Raw genomic sequence first — 16,370 nt, forward strand, 5'->3', positions numbered from 1 at the left:
TACGATTATGTGCGTTCCGGTTGCGGTTGTTCTGGTCCGCCCCGGAGCGCACCTTCTTTGAGTTCGCGAGCCTTCGCCTCGAGCCGGTCGGCTACCGCACCGACAGCATCGCCGTTTTCGTGGCCCTCGGCGACAATATCCACCAGCGCGGAGCCGACGATGACGCCGTCAGCGCCGGCAGACACGATTCGCTCGGCGTGGTCGCCGGTCTTGATGCCGAACCCGACGGCCTTTGGCACGTTCCAGTCTGAGAGGCGAGCCAGCGACTCCTCGGTGGCATCGTCCACGTTCTCTCGTGCGCCAGTGACGCCCAGACGTGCCTGGACGTAGACGTAGCCCGACACCTGTTCGAGCATCCGTTCGAGCCGGTCGCCTCTCGTCGTCGGCGCGACGATGAACACCAGATCGAGCCCGAACTCGTCGCAGGCCGTCCGGAGCGGGCCGGCTTCCTCCCCAGGGAGGTCCGGGACGACGAGCCCCTCAATGCCCACCGCGGCGGCCTTCTCGACGAAGGGGCGCGGCCCCTCGCTCTCGCCATACTGATAGATGAGGTTATAGTAGGTCATACAGACGAGCGGTACGTCCACATCGAGGTCTTCGACGAACTCGAAGAAGCGGTCGGGCGTCATCCCGGCTTCCAGCGCGCGGACGATAGCGTTCTGGATGGTCTTGCCCTCCGCGATGGGCTCGGAGAACGGCAGGCCGAGTTCGATGACGTCTGCCCCGCCGCGAGCCAGCGCCTCGACGTACTCTAGCGACGCCTCGTAACTCGGGTCGCCGGCCGCGAGGTAGGGAACGAAGGCGGGCTCGTCGGCGAAGGCGCGTTCAAGACCCATCAGAGGCCACCTCCGCCGACGCGCTCGAAGATAGACATGTCCGGCGCGATATCGAGGTCGCGCTTCGCGGTCTCTTCGATGGCTATTTCGAGGTCCTTGTCGCCACGGCCGGAGACGTTGATGATGACAGAGTCACCGACTTCGTCGTGGTGCTCTTCAAGATAGCCGAAGGCGTGGGCCGTCTCCAGAGCCGGGATGATACCCTCGTCCTGGGAGAGGCGGTGGAACGCCTCTAGCGCGATGTCGTCGTCGACGTTGACCGGCGTGACGCGGTCTTCGTCGACGAGGTGGGCCAGTTCCGGGCCGACACCGGCGTAGTCGAGCCCCGACGAAACGGAGTGAGACTCCATGATCTGGCCATCAGAGTCCTGTAGGAGCTTCGTGCGCGCGCCGTGGAGGACGCCCTCGTCGCCGGTCGAGAGAGTGGCGGAGTTGGGCGCAACGCCCTCCTCCTCGTCGACCTGGAGCGAGGAGCCGCCGGCTTCGACGGCGTAGAGGTCGACGTCGGTATCATCAACAAAGTGGGCGAAGGTGCCCATGGTGTTCGAGCCGCCGCCAGCGCAGGCGAGGACCGAATCGGGCAGCCCGCCGGTCTTCTCGATAACCTGCTCGCGGGCCTCCTCAGAGATGACCGCCTGAAAGTCCCGGACCATCTTCGGGAACGGGTGCGGGCCGACGATACTCCCGATGACGTAGTGGGTGTTCTCGACGGTGGTCGCCCAGTCGCGCATCGTCTCGGAGATGGCCTCTTTCAGCGTGCCGCGGCCGACCGTGACAGGGTTGACCTCGGAGCCGTTGATGCGCATGCGGAAGACGTTGGGACGCTGGCGCGCGATGTCAGTCTCGCCCATGTAGATTTCGCAGGGCATGTCGAGGTGGGCCGCCGCCATCGCCGTCGCCGTGCCGTGCTGGCCCGCGCCGGTCTCGGCAATGATGCGCTCCTTGCCCATGTACTTCGCCAGCAGGACCTGCCCGAGCGCGTTGTTGAGCTTGTGTGCGCCGCCGTGGAGCAGGTCCTCGCGCTTGAGATACACGTCGGTATCGTACCGGGCAGAAAGCTGGTCCGCGTACTGGAGCGGCGTCGGTCGGCCGCCGAAGTCGGCCAGCCGCTCCCGGAACTCGTCCATGAAGCCGTCCTCGTTTTCCAGCACGTACCGCTGGTAGGCGTCGGTCAGCTCTTCGATAGCTGGCATCAGTGCCTCGGGCACGTACTGTCCACCGTACTCACCGAACTTGGGGTCGTATGCGTCGTCAGTGCTCATGTGTCTGTAGGTGTCGTCTCAACTGCATCAGTGTCCGCGCGTGTCAGTCGCCGCGTGTTCGCTTCCACGTCCGTCGCCGCGTCGTGGTCCATGATCGCCGAGCCGATTAGCAGGGCGTCCGCACCGGCATCGCACATCCGTGTGACGTCGTCTGCTGTCTGTATGCCACTTTCAGCAATGAGTGTGACGCCCTCCGGGACGTCTGGCGCGACGGACTCGAACGTTCCGAGGTCCACGTCGAGTTCGGCGAGGTCGCGGTTGTTGACGCCGATGATGTCCGCGCCCGCTTCCAGCGCCGTCTCGACCTCCGCCGGGGTGTGGGCCTCCACGAGGACCTGGAAGCCCCGCTCGCGTGCGGCCGTGAGGAGGTCCGCGAGGTCGTCCGCCCCGTCGGCTTCGAGAAAGCGGACGATGAGCAGGACGACATCCGCCTCGACGACGTCCAGCTGGTCCTCGTGGAGAATGAAATCCTTTCGCAGAACGGGCACGTCGACGGCATCGCGAACCCGTTCGAGCGCCGCCGCCGACCCGCCGAAGTGGTCTGGTTCCGTCAGCACCGAGAGCGCCGCCGCGCCGCCCTCGACCATCTGGCGGGCGAGGTCGACCGGGTCGTCGGTCCGCTCGCCGTCCGCGGTCGGACTCGTGGGCTTGATTTCGGCGATGACCGGCGTCCGTCCGTCGGCCGCCACCGCGTCGAAGGCGTCCGACAGCGACCGGGGCGACACCGACACCCTGTCGCCGCCGCCACCGCGCTCCCGCGCCGCGTCGAGAATCGACTGAACCGCTGGGTCTATCTCCTCACTGTCGTCCATTACTGAACACTAACGTACAGAAGTGTACATAAGAGTTGCCCTATTATCTCAGGCGAAGCGGACCACGGCGGATACCGGACGGTGTCAGCCAGACCACAGTTCTATGAGGGTTCACGCTGGATGTTCACATATGTCGTTCCAGACAGCCATCCGACCGGCCGAATCGGTGGATATCGCAGATATCCGTCGGGTCGCACGGGCCGCGTGGCACGCGGTGTACGACGATATCCTCGGGGCGGAGACGGTAAACGACCACCTCAGGGAGGGGTACGCGCCGCCGGTACTAGAACGGATGATAGAACTCGACGAGGTCGGACTGTTCGTCTCGACGGCCGACGACGACGTAGTGGCGTACATGAGCTGTGGGATGACAGACGCGACCGGGTTCGGCGACCTCGACCTGTACGTCCACCCGGACTACTGGGGCGAGGGTATCGGGACCGAACTACTTCGCCGGGGCGAGGGCCACTTGCGGGACCTCTCCGTGCGGAAGATACGCGACGAGGTGCTGGCCGAGAACGAAGTCGGCAACGGGTTCTACCGGACCCACTTCGAGAAGATCGGCGAGCGGACGGCCGAGTTCGGCGGCCAGGAACACCCCGTGAACGTGTACGAGCGGACAGTGTAATTTCCCACCCGTTGCGTGTGACTCACACGCTCTCGTCGCTCGTGTAACAGCGTTTAAGCCGCTGAAACCGCTTCGTCGGTGCAATGAGCTACAAGATCGGACTCGTCGGCAAGCCCTCCGTCGGCAAGTCCACGTTCTTCAATGCGGCGACGATGAACGACGTGCCCGAGGGCGCGTACCCGTTCACGACAATCGACCCGTCGATGGGCGAAGCCTACGTCCGCGTCAACTGTGCGGCCCCGGAGTTCGACCACACCTGCACGCCCAACCACGGCTACTGCACCGACGGCGTCCGGTTCGTCCCGACGAAGCTTGTCGACGTGGCCGGCCTCGTTCCCGGCGCACACGAAGGGAAGGGGCTGGGGAATCAGTTCCTCACAGACCTCAACGAGGCCGACGTGCTCGTCCACGTCGTCGATTTCACCGGCGAGACGGACCTGGAGGGTGAACCCACTGAGGACCACGACCCGCGCGAGGACATTGACTTCCTCGAAGACGAGCTGGACATGTGGTATCTCGATATTCTTGAGAAAGGCATCGAGCGCTACCGCTCGGGCTACCACGGCGAGGACAAGGCCATCGAGGACGACCTCGCCGAGCAGATGTCAGCGTTCAAGATCAACGCCGACGAGATCAAGCAGGTCGTGCTCGCCCTGGACCTGGAACTGGACCCCGACACCTGGGACGACGCGGACAAGGAGGCTCTGGCCCGCGAGATTCGCATCCGGACCAAGCCGATGCTCATCGCGGCGAACAAGATGGACACCCCGGAAGCCCAGGCGAACTGGGAAACCGTCACCGAGGACCCCGAGTACGAGCACCTGACGTTCGTCCCCGTCTCGGCCCACGCGGAGAAGGCCCTGAAAAACGGCAACGAGCAGGGCGTACTCGACTACCGGCCGGGCGACGAAGAGTTTACCGTGACGGCGGACCTACCAGAGGAGAAGGCCGCGGGGCTGGAACAGATTCGGGAGTTCGTGACCGAGTTCGGCGGGACGGGCGTCCAACAGGCCCTCGAAACCGCGCTGTTCGAGGAACTGGGAGCTATCGCGGTGTTCCCCGGCGCTCGCAAGCCCCAGGAGGACGGGACCTTCCTGCAGGACTGTTTCGTCCTCCCAGACGGGTCGACTGCAGAGGACTTCGCGTACTTCCTGCACACCGACATCGGCGACGGATTCCTCCATGCGCACGACGTGCGAACCGAACGCCAGATCGGCGCTGACACCGAACTCGACCACCGCGACGTGGTCGAAATCACGACAACGAACTAACACTGGGAGATTCACCGCTGATACTCTGAGGGTGCGACTTTTTATACGTCGGAAAGAACGGAACACATGCACCCGAAAAGGCCTATTTTTGTCGTTTGCTCGTCATCTGTTTTGAGGTGGTTTCGATGACGACGGATGATTCGACGGGCGCACTTGGCCGGCTCATGCTTGCGGTCGGCACCGTGCCCATGACAATCGAACCGCACCTGCCGACGCCACTCCGGCGGACGTTCAGCGCCCGTGTCTTCCTGCTGGCAGCGATGTCGATTGTGGGCGCACCGGCACTAGCTATCGTGCTGTTTTCCTCTGTGACAGCCGCCGCAGTGTTCATCGGGTTCGTCGTCGCTGTGACCGGATTTCTGGGCTACTGTGAGATGTACCGCGCGATAATCGAAATTAATCGAAAGGCGACGGCAGTCGACAACGGCCAGTACGACATCGACTTCGGCGTCGACCGGATTGACGAGGTCGGAGACGCATACACGAAACTCGAACGGGCGGCGGCCTCACTCGGCCGGAACATTCAGGAAGCAAACGAAGCTCAGGAGCGTGCCGAGGAGGCCCGCGAAGCGGCCGAAGAAGCCCGTGAAACCGCAGAAGCCGAGCGAAGCGAGATGGAGGCGCTGAGCAGCCACCTCGAACTGAAAGCGACACAGTACCGGACGGCGCTCGACGACGCGGCCGCCGGCGACCTGACTGCCCGTGTTGACACCGACAGCATGAGCGACGCTATGGCCGCCGTCGGGACCGCGATCAATGAGACTCTGAGTGATCTGGAGACTGCTATCGGCAGCGGCCAGTCGACCTCGACACGTATCGCCACCGGAAGTGAAACTGTCCTGGCCGACGGGCAGCAGGTCCGTGCTGAGACACAGTCCGTGGCCGACACCGCATCCGACATCGCCGACGGGGCAGAAACCCAGCGCCAGCAACTAGACGACGCAGCGAGCGAACTCAGCGACCTCTCGGCGACCGTCGAGGAAATGGCGTCGTCCGTGGCCGAAATCGCCGACCAGAGCAACACTGCTGCGAATCTCGGCCGAGACGCACAGCGGTCCTCGTCGGAAGCCCAGAGTGCCGTCGACGAGATCCGCCATCACTCGACGAACGCCGCAAGCGAGGTCCAGCAACTAGACGACATCGCCGAGGACATGGCCGAGATCGTCGAAGTCATCGACGGCATCGCCGAGGAAACGAATATGCTCGCGCTGAACGCGTCCATCGAAGCCGCTCGTGCCGGCCAAGCGGGTTCGGGCTTTGCCGTCGTCGCGGACGAAATCAAACAGCTTGCGACCGAGACACAGAACGCCACCGGCGACGTGGAAGACCTCATCGGCTCGCTGCGGTCCCAAGTCGGCACATCCGTCGACGCCATGGAGACGATGGAAGATGCTGTCGACCGCGGCAGCAACACCATCTCCGAGACTATTACCACGCTCGAAGATGTGGTCGACGCCACCGTCGATGTCAACGGCGGCATTCAGGAAATCGACCGAGCGACCGACCAGCAGGCGACCAGCGCACAGGAAGTCGTGCGGATAATTGACGATATCAACGACATCGCCGGGGAGACCGCAACCGACGCCCGTGAAATGGCCACGACGGTCGAGCAGCAGGGCCAGACCGTTGCCGGGATGGTCGACTCGGTGGAGCGGTTCGCCGACGACGCCACCACTCTTAACGACGAACTCTCACAGTTCGAGACCGCCGGGACCGACCGCGTGGACACGCCTGCTGACTCCGGACCCGCGATGAGTGACTGAGGCGAGTCAAGAACTGACTTACACACTGCAGGCCGGCAGGCGTCCGGCTACAGCAGAAGGTGAGCGAGCAAAGCAATGATGGCGACTTTTTTGACGAGGATGATGCCAATAATCAGTTGCGTCGTCGACAGTTCCCGGACGCGTTCGATCCCTCGCCGGACGAACGCGGGCGACTGCGCCAGCTCAGCCACCAGCAACCGACACTCCGCGCGGAACGTCTCGACCGCCGATCCTTCACCGTCTGTGTAGGCAGCCTCTGGCCGCGGCAGCCACTGGGAACCGGTGTATTCGAGTTCGACCAGCGACCCCTGTAGATGACTGACCTGCTCGAACTGCAGGCCGTTGGCTTCACAGAGTCGCTCGACCTTGGCGATGTCGCGGTCGCTGTTCAGGTCGTAGCGCCGCTGTATCGGGTCGGTCGCCCAGTCGAACTGGAACCGACAGACGAGTTCGCTCTCACCGACCCACACATCGACGACTTCGGCCAGTTCGACTGTCCCGACTGTCTCTTTCCGCTTCCGGTGGAGGTGCTCGTACTCGGCGGGGGACTCCGTCGAAACCGTCACCTGAGGCTCCGTCTCGGACATACCTTCTCGGTATGGGTGTTCGGCTGACGATACTATACGTTTTCTCTCGCTGACACGGATATCTCCTCGAGAGAGCCGGACGGATGACTGCACGGCGACACAGTCAGATGTCGACCGGACACCCGTTGATCTCGCCGCCGCGCATCCCCTCTGCGAGCCAGTAAATGGAGAGGGTCAACACCACGAGCGCAAGCAGCGCGAACTCCAGCCCGTCGAGCGGCAGAAACAGCAGCGAGGTCGAAACGCCGAGTAGCGACAGCAGTCCCAGCAAAACCGCCGACCCACAGGCCGCACAGCCAGCGCCGAGTGTGCCGAGAACAACGCCCGCGACACCCGCGCCACCCTGCTGGAGGTCGAGCCCGTGCTCGCGGAAGTGGTACGCCACCAGACCGATGTCGACGCCCGTGAGGACGGCGACGACGAGCAGCAGGGTACCCTGGGCAGGGTTGAACGACGTGCCGATAAACGGGTACAGTTCAGCGAGCACGCGCAGCCGGCTGGCAAGCGGGAGCGACCCACCGATAACGAGGTCAAGCACTAGCGGGACGTTCAGCGAGACGACGAATACCGTCAGCGAGACGACGGCAGCGACCACGGCGACCGCCGCATAGACCGGCAGCGTGAGTACGAGCCTGACCGTTCGGCCCATGAGCCGCCAGTCACCGCGCGTGGTTGGCAGGCGGAGGCCGCGTGCGATGCTCATCCGTCGCGCTCTCCCAGCGCCTCGGCGATGAGGTCGTAGCTGACGCTCCCGTTGACCTTCGTCACGAACTCTCCGTCCTCAAACAGCAGAATTATCGGCGTCGTTTCACCCAACCCGGCGTTCTCGGCCGCCTGGATATCAGCCTGTACAGCGTCGTCGTGCGCTCGCTCCCGCGCATCGCGTGCGACCGCCTCGCCGTCAACCGCTGTCTCCTCGGTGAGAAACGTCGCCGTCCGGTCCAGAACGTTGTCCGTATCGAACGACGACTGTTCGGCGAAGTAGTGCTCGAACAGCGCCCAGTACGCCTCGCTGTCGCGGGCAAACGTCGACTCCAGCGCCTGTGTCGCCGGCTCACCCCAGGGATAGATGACCGGGTACGTCCGGACGACGTATGCGCCCTTGCCCGTCCCCACGATGTTCTCCCGGATAGCCGGCACCGTGTTCTCGTGGAAGCGGCGGCAGGTCGGACAGGAGGGGTCTTCGAACGCCAGGACGACGTGGCCGCCCAGTTCGCCGCGGCGGGGCTGGGCTTCGAGGTCGGCGGCCGCCGGGTGGCTGTCAATGGTTTCGGCGTTGTCTGCTTCACCACTGCACCCCGCGATGGCGCCGACGACACCCGTCCCGAAAAGTGTGAGAAAGCGTCGTCTGTTCATATACGACTGGTTGACCCGCGTGGGTTTAGCGTTTGTTCCACTGTGTGGCCACGATGAGTAACCGTCTTGTCGCCGGCGGCGGTACCATCTGACGGCCGATGACGACAACTCACAGGGCCGAACCGGGGTGACTCCCCGCTGGTGACGAGCCCTATGAGTGCCGAGGCCAGCTTTCTATCCATACATTTCGGGAAAGAAGTGCACGAACGTCAGAGAATCGCGTCTGCTACCCTCTGAGAGAGGACAGTCGTAATCAAAAGGCGAATAGAGTACACTCTGAGGCGTCACATAGGCCCTGTTATCGGTCCTACTGTTCCACAACACGAAATCAGACAGCGTTAACGACCTTCCTGTCAGTAAATGCTTAGTGAATCGGATAGGAACCGAGTTGTATGGAACTGTCTTTCGTGGGTCAAGGGTTCGGGAATTCTGATAATCCAATAGGGGTCCTACTCAATGAGTCATTTGCCGATGAGAGCTATACGAAATTCATCTCCCTTGTCGCCTTTGCTCGTTCATCTGGAATCCGAAGTCTAAGTGAGGTAATACAACAGTCAAAGGAGAACATCGATGAATTTCAAGTTATTGTTGGTATTGACCAAAAGGGAACCACAAAAGAAGCGTTAGAAGACTTATTAGAGTTAGATATTGGTGCAAGTGTATTCTATACAAGGTCTCCAAGTACATACCATCCGAAAATTTACGTTTTTGAGGGGCCCGAAAAGGGAAGGGTGATTGTGGGTTCTTCTAATCTAACCAATTCAGGTCTGTTTCGGAACGTGGAATCATCGATTCTTGTCGATTTCGAAAAACCAGATGAGGATGGAGAGGCGGTAATAACCGATATTCAGGAATATTATCAGCCGTTGATTTCAGGAGCTAGTCCCAATGTCCACGAATTATCTACTGATTTAATTAATATGCTATACGAAAGCGAACTCATACAGAGTGAAGTAGAGACTAGGAGCACTTCTGGGTCATCAGCTTCGGGCCAAAGCGACACATCTGATGAAGTCCGCGACCTGTTCCCCCCGATTGATGTTGCTCGTCCACCAGCAGAACACTCGGACCCCGGACTCTCAGACTCAGAGGTTCGTCAGGTAGAAGAGATGGATACGGGGCGAGGGCCTCTACTGTGGGAAAAACCAGATTTACCACGGTCAGATGCTCAAGATGCTGGAGCTAGTCACGTAACTGGGCAATTGCGATTTAGTCAGGCTGGTTGGGAAATTTCTGGGGATGTTATTGACCAAACTACGTACTTCAGATATGATGTATTTTCAGACTTTGATTGGGAAGAAATTGAGACTAACCCGATTGTTGAATCTGCTCAGGTCATCTTTCACGTAAACCTCGACGATGAGCATGAAGGCTATCATCAACTTGAACTCATTCATAAACCCGTCTGGGAAGCTGAACAGCGGAATGTAACGACAATGCTACGGTGGGGTGAATTGAACCAAAAGGTGAGTGAGTTGGATTTGACTGGAAAGACATTCTACCTTTATGGCCCTGAGAATGGCTCTGAGCCGTACTATATTGTAGTTAGATAATATCTATTCCTGCATTTGCAGCTCATCTAATTGTTGTTTAAGTTTCGAGATGACACGATTGACTGCTTCTTCCCCGACAGAGGTATTGATGACACATTTACCCGATGCAGAGATTGTCATCGTACAGTCGATATCAGAAGGGTGGTAGACGATATATGGGAATTGTTCTGGCTCATACTCGGCTTCCTCTCCTAGCCAAATATCAAGTTGAGTGATATTGATGTCCCTATCAAGGTCAACTGAATACACATAGTTTGTTACCGAAACGGAGTACCCGTTCTTTCCGTCGATTATTCCATACTCTATCAGTATCTCTAGAAAGGTCTCGTTCGTTCGGTGTAATCCCTCAACTGAATCACTTCCCATAATAGTGTATTTGCCCGAACGATAGAGGCTGATAGTTCCTGTTTCGCCAGAGAATCGAACTGTTATACCTTGGCTGGTTCTGTCAACACTATCGATAGAAGAATTCCCAGCAATATCCTGTAGAACTGCATCAAGGTCTAATTCACGGCCTAGATTTCCACTTCCGACTACATTCACTACTTCGACTGATTCTGGCATTATATTCTCAATCTATGATGTCCAACGGTTTCACGGATTCGTGTTGTCTATTGTATCTATGCACATGCTCCTGAACATCTTCTTCCGATAGCCCATAGAGTTCGAATACAGCTTCATTGATTTGCTCCTCTAATTCAGCAATATCTCCATCGTTGCGGGCTGAGATATCCTCAGCTAGCTCATCCAGCGCGTTTTGCGCAACTTCGTCATCAAGTGGGACGGGTAGCGAAAGTGTTCGGTTCTTGTGTAGTTTGGTATCTTGGAGTGCAGTTTGTACATATTCGGCCTTCACGCCGGAGTCAATACCCTCAGAAAGTGATTGACCATCGTCCAAGACTAACGTCGTATCCCCGTCCAAATCCTGCTGAACAGATGGTGAAGAAATAAAAGTCGACTTAGGAGTTATTGTTACATCTATAAATTCCGCACCCTTCTCACGGGCTTTGAGGATATATGGGTCCGGGAATTGGGGTATCTTCGTTTCAAGGTCTTTCAGGTGAAGAATCTCATTAACCGCAGATTCAATGCGTTCTTTCAATTCCCCTGTTGGGACTTTCACTGGCCATTTTGAAATATAGTCTTTAATGTAACTGTAGGCTCTCCCCCTGTGGATTCGAGAATGATGTTTGTGATAATATTCTGTTATAGCAGAATTCAGAACTCCTGCTATGGAATATCTTTTATCCTCAGCAACGGCAAATGAATAGACCCGCGCATTATGCGGTGCAATAATACCTTCATCGTCGAAGCACAGGCTATTTTCGTTCTTTTGATTGCCTGTTAGTAATTTGGGATACGGAAGCGACTCAATATTCTGGCGGCGCATATACCGATACCACCAGAGGTCCTTGTCGAACAAGTCAATGACATCTACATTTGTCCTAATCGCACGACTCAGGTCTTGATACTGGCTTGATGAAAGGTTTACCTGTCTATATTCACGCTCACCATCATTTGTCGTCACATCATCCTCGTCAATTACATCAAGTTCGTAGGCGAGGCGGTTATGAATCTCCTCGCGCTCCACGGAGTCCTCGGACAACGTTTCCAAGACCTTCGCGTCAGAGAAGTATTCCCACGTCTGTTCATATTCTTCTTTCAACTCTCGGGGTCGAATCAATTCCGCTCGCTCGTCACCCTGTTTGTACGGGACAAAAACAAGGCGGTTGTCCCAAGAGGGCAACCATCGTTCTACGTCCTGACTACTGATGTCTATCTTCAAAAGCCCCGTTTCTACAGTATATGTTTCGTCAATCCCGCGCGGAGTAACCGGGAGCGTATCTATTTCACTCAGTTTCTCCTTGCTAATTCCCACGGTAGGATGAACGATGTATGCATTATCTCCACTAGTCTGAATCCCTACCATAATTTCATCCCCGACCAAATTCGATGCATCCTCTGGGGAATTGTTTCGGATAACTCGCCTATCACCCAGACGCATATCCATTAGGTCCTCAACCTGGTCCAGAACGTCATATTCGCTCATGGGGCAGAACGGCCACACGTCTGCCATCGGCAGCATCTTCGTAACAGAAACACGCTGGCCGTTTGCCGTGAAACGAGTAGACATCTCCTCACGATAGACTTCACCTCGTTTTACCCATACACGACCTTGGAGGTGTTTGGAATCTATGTCGAAGAACTCGATGGTCGGATGAGGTTCCCGCGCTCGGATAGTACTAATCAAAGACTGAACATCTACATTATCGGAGTCATCTGTCTCCTCCCACTGACGAACACGAGTCGCCAAAATTGAATGCTCGTTAGTGAAAGAATCGTCTTCTATGAACGAGTCCCAATCATCGTTATCAACCTCCTTCTCAACCGTTATTGCCGCGGTGTAGTTCGTTGCGTCAGGGAATATCGGAACATCGGTAAAGTCGATAATCTCGTGAATCCGATTCTTAGCAAGTAGGGAACGGATTTCCTTTGCACCTGAATTATAGAGGAAACGGTTTGATACGACGAACCCGAGTTTCCCCCCAGTGTGAAGCATGTCGAGACCACGCTCCATAAACTCCATATAGGGGTCTGATTCGCCCCATGCCGAATAGTAGAGTTGCTGCATCCGCCGGTTCTGGTCATCCCCAGTGTATCGGTTTTGCTTAGCGACCCACGGTGGGTTCCCAACGACGTAGTCATGTGAGATATCGTTCTTAACGATAGACGCGAGCACAACGTCCTCAATGAGTTTCAACAGTCGGCCGTCATTGTAGTCGTGACGTAGGTCTTCAACTGTTCCGAGGAATCCGTTTGCTGTGTCAAGAAAGACATTTGCAATTTGCTCCGTACTGATGTGGGGCTCAAAGTAATCGGTAAAGTATGACTCCAATTCGTCCCGCTCAACCTCGTAGCGTTCTTGTCGCCCGCCGATTTCTTTGACTGCGTCGAATACGCCGAGTAGCGCCGAGAAGTACTGTTGTTGGTTCTGAATTTCGTTTAGTGTCTCCTCTTGTACATGACTAAATTCGGGCAGTTCGAATGGGAGGGACTCGAAATCACTTCCTTGACGAATTGGGAGAGGCATCTTGAATTCAATCATCCCCTTATCGTGGCTGGCAGTGAGAGTCCGCTGGAGCCCCTCCTCAACCTGACTCTCATCGATTAGTGAGTCGGTGCGGTAAATCGGGAGTCGCTTGAGGACGAACCCCGGTCCTTCCTGCTCGACTGCTTCCCCGTACTCCGGCAGAATGTCGAGCATGAATCGAATCTGTGCTAGCACGACTGCGAACGGATGGATGTCTAATCCGACGAGTCGGGACCGCTCACAGAGGTTACGGAGTTCAGTTGCCCAGTTCGTGTCCTCACCACACTGTTCACGGTACTTCTCTAAGGCCTGAATCAGGAACGTACCGGACCCACACGAAGGGTCAATAAGCCGTTGCTGGCGCAGGTCGTGGTCACTTTCAATTGGGTCGTAGCCTGCGGAGTCCAAAACGTATTCCGCCAAACTCGGCGGGGTATAGAATTCACCCAGTGCACGTCTAGTTTCTTGTGTGAAGTGCTTCTGGTACAGTTCCCCGAGTGGGTCGCCACGGATGTTCTTGTAGTTGAAGCGTGAGACGGATAGAATAAATTCAAGCAGTGTTCGGTCAAATTCTTGCATAGCCTGCGGCCAGTCTGTTTGACTCAGTTCCCGAACGTCACCCGCGTCGTAGTCCTCGATAGGTGCGTTCCACCAGTAGTAGATGTCCTGTTCGAAAATGGATTCTACGAGTTCCTGTCGCATCTGGTCCATCAGGTCACTCGCGGCGATTGTGTATGACCCGACGGGAACCATGTCACGAAACTCGCGTGTATTCCCTATGATAAACTCGGAGAGTGACAATGAAGGGAAATCAAAGTCGTCGCAGGCCTTCGCCAACATGAACCGTCCGAGCAGGGATTGGACAGTTTCAACAGCGAACATGACCTTCTCTTTATTCGCTGCTGACCCGGCGATATCCTGCCACTCATCAGGGAGGTCACTCCAGTTAGGTTCCGCCGAGTAGTACTCCTCCCAAAACTCGTAAGCGTCCTTAGGGAACGAATTTTCTTCACGCTCAACATAGTAGTCGAGGAGGTTGTACGTTTTTTCGAGCATCTCATAGAATATGGAATTCTGCTCGTTAGCGAAGGTAGACAGGAACTCATTCTGCCCAACCTGCTCACCATCAATTACCTCTCCAATAGATACAGTATCAATCGAATCGAGATACTCGGTGAGTTCGGATTTCGTACTAAATTCGTAACTCGGTTTGTGAAGGTCGGCGACTTCGTCAGCTTCCGCGTCAGTAATCTCCTCCAGCGAATTGCGGAAGATGCGTTCTGCCCTGTTCCGTGCCCCACGTTCGTATAGAATAATTTCCTGTCCGTCAGTCAAAACACCATATCTGGCTTTGAGAGGTTTTACGTACTGCTCCCAGAGTTGGGGTTTGTGACTCGCTAGGTCTTCATCTCGGGACGGCTTCTTGAACTCGATTGTGAATACTGTGTTATCGAGGTTGTCTTTCCCCGAATAGTCTGCACGGCCCTTGCCGACGATACTCTCTTCTGAGCGGATATCGACCCCAAACCCCTCATATCCGAGTTCTGAAAAGAATCCTTCGTCAACGAAAATGTCCATGACTTCACTTTCGGATAGGTCAGGATTCTGTTGTACACTCTCGAAGATGGAACGAAGGATATCCTGCATTGAGAGGTACTGCTCCGCCTACCTCTGATAAAGTTTCGGTCGGGGGGTATCGATACTTGTTTGCTGATGTCGATGTACTTCGTTCTGATTTCAAGAGACTTCAACGAGGCGCGATTCTACAATAAGGGCTGAGGGAGACATCTGATTGCACCTGGAACCGCAGAGACTCGGGTTTCTTGGCGAGACGACGAACTAGTCGTAAAACAGGTGTCGCTTTGAAAACAGAGGATTCTGGTTCTTAGAAGTCTCGGTTCTCGGAATAGGACACGCTGTTAGATTAGCCCTCACCTCGTGAACGGGAGGGTCAGAGAGCATCCCAGGGTCACAATTGAACAGACTCAAGATACTCTTTCAATAAATCATCTAAGAAACTAGTACTTTGTCTGGATTTCTTTATAGAATCCACTCCTGTTATTACTACTTTCCCGGAAGTGAAGAGTAAAAACACTATATCTAAATCTTCTGGTCTGAAAACTATACCCGGGAATTGCTCTGGTTCGTACTCTGTTTGTTCCATTCCCAAATAGACTACCAGTGTATTCAGGTCTAAGTTAGAATCTAATTCATATGTAGCCACTACATTCACAATTTCGAATGATTTGTCCTCCGGACGTTCGAGAAGATTAATTGATGTTAAATAATCTAGCGTTCGGCTATGTTCGGAGTCAAGCTCATCCCTTGAGGTGCAACCAGTAATAATGTATTTGCCTGAGCGTGCGAGTGTCACTGTCGGGGAATCCTCAGTGATTTTGAAATATAGCCCGGGGCCTTCGATATAAACCTCATACGCATCAATATCTTCTTCGAGCGCCGAGAGGTCTATTTCACGGCCCAAATGGCCTCGAGCCACAATATTCACTAACTGATATTGAGTCACACTGGTATGGTACAGAGCAGCAGTAACTATATTAAACTCCTTCTTTCGGATGTCACCGAGGGAGATACAGTTGGGGCATTTACAGAACTTACTATTTAGTCCTGCTCTATGTCACGAACAGGTAAATCTACAAGTGCCTCAGGGTCACAATCGAACGGACTCGAGAGTTCGTCAATGAAGGCACGCACGAATCCCGTTGTCCCCGGCTCGACCATCACCTCGTCATCGGCGTGAACCATCTCACCGTCCTCGTTCTCGTAGGTCGTGGGGATGAGCACGGGAACGCCCTGGTCAAGATACTCCTGCGAGACCTCGCGTAATGCCTCACTCTCCGTATCTAGGTTCCCGTCCGTGTCTATCGTCCCAACGACTTCGCCCCGCTCGTGATTGAGTATCCCGACCTCTACGACCTCGTGCTCGTCTTCGCCTCTCGCGTTCTCAATCCCGTCGGCAACGGCCCGCCCGAAATCTTCCTCCATCCACTCGGCTATCTCAGAAACGTCGGCATCAGGACCAGGGCGTTCGGGGTCGTCCATAGCTGTGTGAGTGACGCAGTTGGGATTCGTTGAGCGGGGCAGTTAATCCTCGCCTCCGAGTGCCCACAGCTCCATGTCGAGCGTGCGGAGGGTCACATCGTACTCATTCGCTATTGCCCAGCAGGCATTGAGAGATACATCGGAAAGAGCG

At 56.3% G+C, this 16,370-nt stretch carries 14 protein-coding genes; 4 read left to right on the plus strand and 10 right to left on the minus strand.

The annotated features are described in order from the left end of the window. Nucleotides 1-5: 5 nt before the first annotated feature. Genes trpA through trpC form a run of 3 tightly spaced genes read right to left on the minus strand, consistent with a single transcriptional unit; the run spans nucleotide 6 to nucleotide 2,910 of the window. Entirely contained in the window at nucleotides 6-836 is an 831-nt protein-coding gene (gene trpA, locus DVK00_RS02525) for a tryptophan synthase subunit alpha (RefSeq protein ID WP_101350788.1), read from the minus strand. Continuing rightward, a complete protein-coding gene (gene trpB / locus DVK00_RS02530) occupies nucleotides 836-2,098 on the minus strand; it encodes a tryptophan synthase subunit beta (protein ID WP_121511559.1) in 1,263 nt (420 codons plus the stop codon). Before trpB ends, trpA begins: the two co-directional genes overlap by 1 nt. Further along, entirely contained in the window at nucleotides 2,095-2,910 is an 816-nt protein-coding gene (gene trpC / locus DVK00_RS02535; RefSeq protein ID WP_121577176.1) for an indole-3-glycerol phosphate synthase, read from the minus strand. The genes trpB and trpC overlap by 4 nt, the downstream gene beginning before the upstream one ends. 130 nt (nucleotides 2,911-3,040) lie before the next feature. On the opposite strand from trpC, the gene DVK00_RS02540 reads away from it, so the two are divergent. The 3 genes from DVK00_RS02540 to DVK00_RS02550 all read left to right on the plus strand — a co-directional run bounded on the left by DVK00_RS02540 (nucleotide 3,041) and on the right by DVK00_RS02550 (nucleotide 6,572). After that, nucleotides 3,041-3,538: a GNAT family N-acetyltransferase gene (locus DVK00_RS02540; protein ID WP_101350791.1), complete on the plus strand. Its 498-nt coding sequence runs from the start codon at nucleotides 3,041-3,043 to the stop codon at nucleotides 3,536-3,538. 83 nt (nucleotides 3,539-3,621) lie between these two features. After that, nucleotides 3,622-4,809, plus strand: a complete 1,188-nt coding sequence (locus tag DVK00_RS02545) for a redox-regulated ATPase YchF (protein ID WP_101350792.1) — start codon at nucleotides 3,622-3,624, stop codon at nucleotides 4,807-4,809. A gap of 125 nt (nucleotides 4,810-4,934) precedes the next feature. Beyond that, nucleotides 4,935-6,572: a methyl-accepting chemotaxis protein gene (locus DVK00_RS02550; protein WP_121577516.1), complete on the plus strand. Its 1,638-nt coding sequence runs from the start codon at nucleotides 4,935-4,937 to the stop codon at nucleotides 6,570-6,572. Nucleotides 6,573-6,619: 47 nt separating this feature from the next. Here the strand turns inward: DVK00_RS02550 and DVK00_RS02555 are convergent, their stop codons facing one another. From DVK00_RS02555 to DVK00_RS02565, 3 genes are all read right to left on the minus strand, one after another. Next, nucleotides 6,620-7,159, minus strand: coding sequence for a hypothetical protein (locus DVK00_RS02555; RefSeq protein WP_101350793.1), 540 nt, complete (start codon nucleotides 7,157-7,159; stop codon nucleotides 6,620-6,622). Between the two features lie 103 nt (nucleotides 7,160-7,262). Further along, nucleotides 7,263-7,862 (minus strand): hypothetical protein, encoded by a 600-nt coding sequence (locus DVK00_RS02560; protein ID WP_101350794.1) that lies wholly within the window; start codon nucleotides 7,860-7,862, stop codon nucleotides 7,263-7,265. Next, nucleotides 7,859-8,515 (minus strand): thioredoxin domain-containing protein, encoded by a 657-nt coding sequence (locus DVK00_RS02565; RefSeq protein WP_121535315.1) that lies wholly within the window; start codon nucleotides 8,513-8,515, stop codon nucleotides 7,859-7,861. The genes DVK00_RS02560 and DVK00_RS02565 overlap by 4 nt, the downstream gene beginning before the upstream one ends. Before the next feature lie 392 nt (nucleotides 8,516-8,907). Between DVK00_RS02565 and DVK00_RS02570 the strand changes: the two genes are divergently transcribed. After that, a complete protein-coding gene (locus DVK00_RS02570; RefSeq protein WP_121577177.1) occupies nucleotides 8,908-10,068 on the plus strand; it encodes a restriction endonuclease PLD domain-containing protein in 1,161 nt (386 codons plus the stop codon). 3 nt (nucleotides 10,069-10,071) lie between these two features. On the opposite strand, the gene DVK00_RS02575 is transcribed toward DVK00_RS02570, so the two are convergent. The 4 genes from DVK00_RS02575 to DVK00_RS02590 form a co-directional block, all read right to left on the minus strand. After that, complete coding sequence (locus tag DVK00_RS02575) at nucleotides 10,072-10,632, minus strand: hypothetical protein (RefSeq protein WP_121577178.1); 561 nt, start codon at nucleotides 10,630-10,632, stop codon at nucleotides 10,072-10,074. Nucleotides 10,633-10,639: 7 nt separating this feature from the next. After that, on the minus strand, nucleotides 10,640-14,806 hold the full coding sequence (locus DVK00_RS02580; RefSeq protein ID WP_199722440.1) for an Eco57I restriction-modification methylase domain-containing protein: 4,167 nt from the start codon (nucleotides 14,804-14,806) through the stop codon (nucleotides 10,640-10,642). A 322-nt stretch (nucleotides 14,807-15,128) separates the two neighbouring features. Then, nucleotides 15,129-15,683, minus strand: coding sequence for a TATA-box-binding protein C (locus DVK00_RS02585; RefSeq protein WP_121577179.1), 555 nt, complete (start codon nucleotides 15,681-15,683; stop codon nucleotides 15,129-15,131). Between the two features lie 95 nt (nucleotides 15,684-15,778). Beyond that, complete coding sequence (locus DVK00_RS02590; RefSeq protein ID WP_121577180.1) at nucleotides 15,779-16,219, minus strand: hypothetical protein; 441 nt, start codon at nucleotides 16,217-16,219, stop codon at nucleotides 15,779-15,781. Nucleotides 16,220-16,370: the final 151 nt, after the last annotated feature.

It is taken from the genome of Haloarcula sp. Atlit-47R (assembly GCF_003665985.1).
GTDB classification, from domain to species: domain Archaea; phylum Halobacteriota; class Halobacteria; order Halobacteriales; family Haloarculaceae; genus Haloarcula; species Haloarcula taiwanensis.

Bases quoted from the DNA above. Each gene is read 5' to 3' on its own strand.
- trpA (WP_101350788.1), bottom strand. From the start codon at position 836: ATGGGTCTTGAACGCGCCTTCGCCGACGAGCCCGCCTTCGTTCCCTAC.
- trpB (WP_121511559.1), bottom strand. From the start codon at position 2,098: ATGAGCACTGACGACGCATACGACCCCAAGTTCGGTGAGTACGGTGGA.
- trpC (WP_121577176.1), bottom strand. From the start codon at position 2,910: ATGGACGACAGTGAGGAGATAGACCCAGCGGTTCAGTCGATTCTCGAC.
- DVK00_RS02540 (WP_101350791.1), top strand. From the start codon at position 3,041: ATGTCGTTCCAGACAGCCATCCGACCGGCCGAATCGGTGGATATCGCA.
- DVK00_RS02545 (WP_101350792.1), top strand. From the start codon at position 3,622: ATGAGCTACAAGATCGGACTCGTCGGCAAGCCCTCCGTCGGCAAGTCC.
- DVK00_RS02550 (WP_121577516.1), top strand. From the start codon at position 4,935: ATGACGACGGATGATTCGACGGGCGCACTTGGCCGGCTCATGCTTGCG.
- DVK00_RS02555 (WP_101350793.1), bottom strand. From the start codon at position 7,159: ATGTCCGAGACGGAGCCTCAGGTGACGGTTTCGACGGAGTCCCCCGCC.
- DVK00_RS02560 (WP_101350794.1), bottom strand. From the start codon at position 7,862: ATGAGCATCGCACGCGGCCTCCGCCTGCCAACCACGCGCGGTGACTGG.
- DVK00_RS02565 (WP_121535315.1), bottom strand. From the start codon at position 8,515: ATGAACAGACGACGCTTTCTCACACTTTTCGGGACGGGTGTCGTCGGC.
- DVK00_RS02570 (WP_121577177.1), top strand. From the start codon at position 8,908: ATGGAACTGTCTTTCGTGGGTCAAGGGTTCGGGAATTCTGATAATCCA.
- DVK00_RS02575 (WP_121577178.1), bottom strand. From the start codon at position 10,632: ATGCCAGAATCAGTCGAAGTAGTGAATGTAGTCGGAAGTGGAAATCTA.
- DVK00_RS02580 (WP_199722440.1), bottom strand. From the start codon at position 14,806: ATGCAGGATATCCTTCGTTCCATCTTCGAGAGTGTACAACAGAATCCT.
- DVK00_RS02590 (WP_121577180.1), bottom strand. From the start codon at position 16,219: ATGGACGACCCCGAACGCCCTGGTCCTGATGCCGACGTTTCTGAGATA.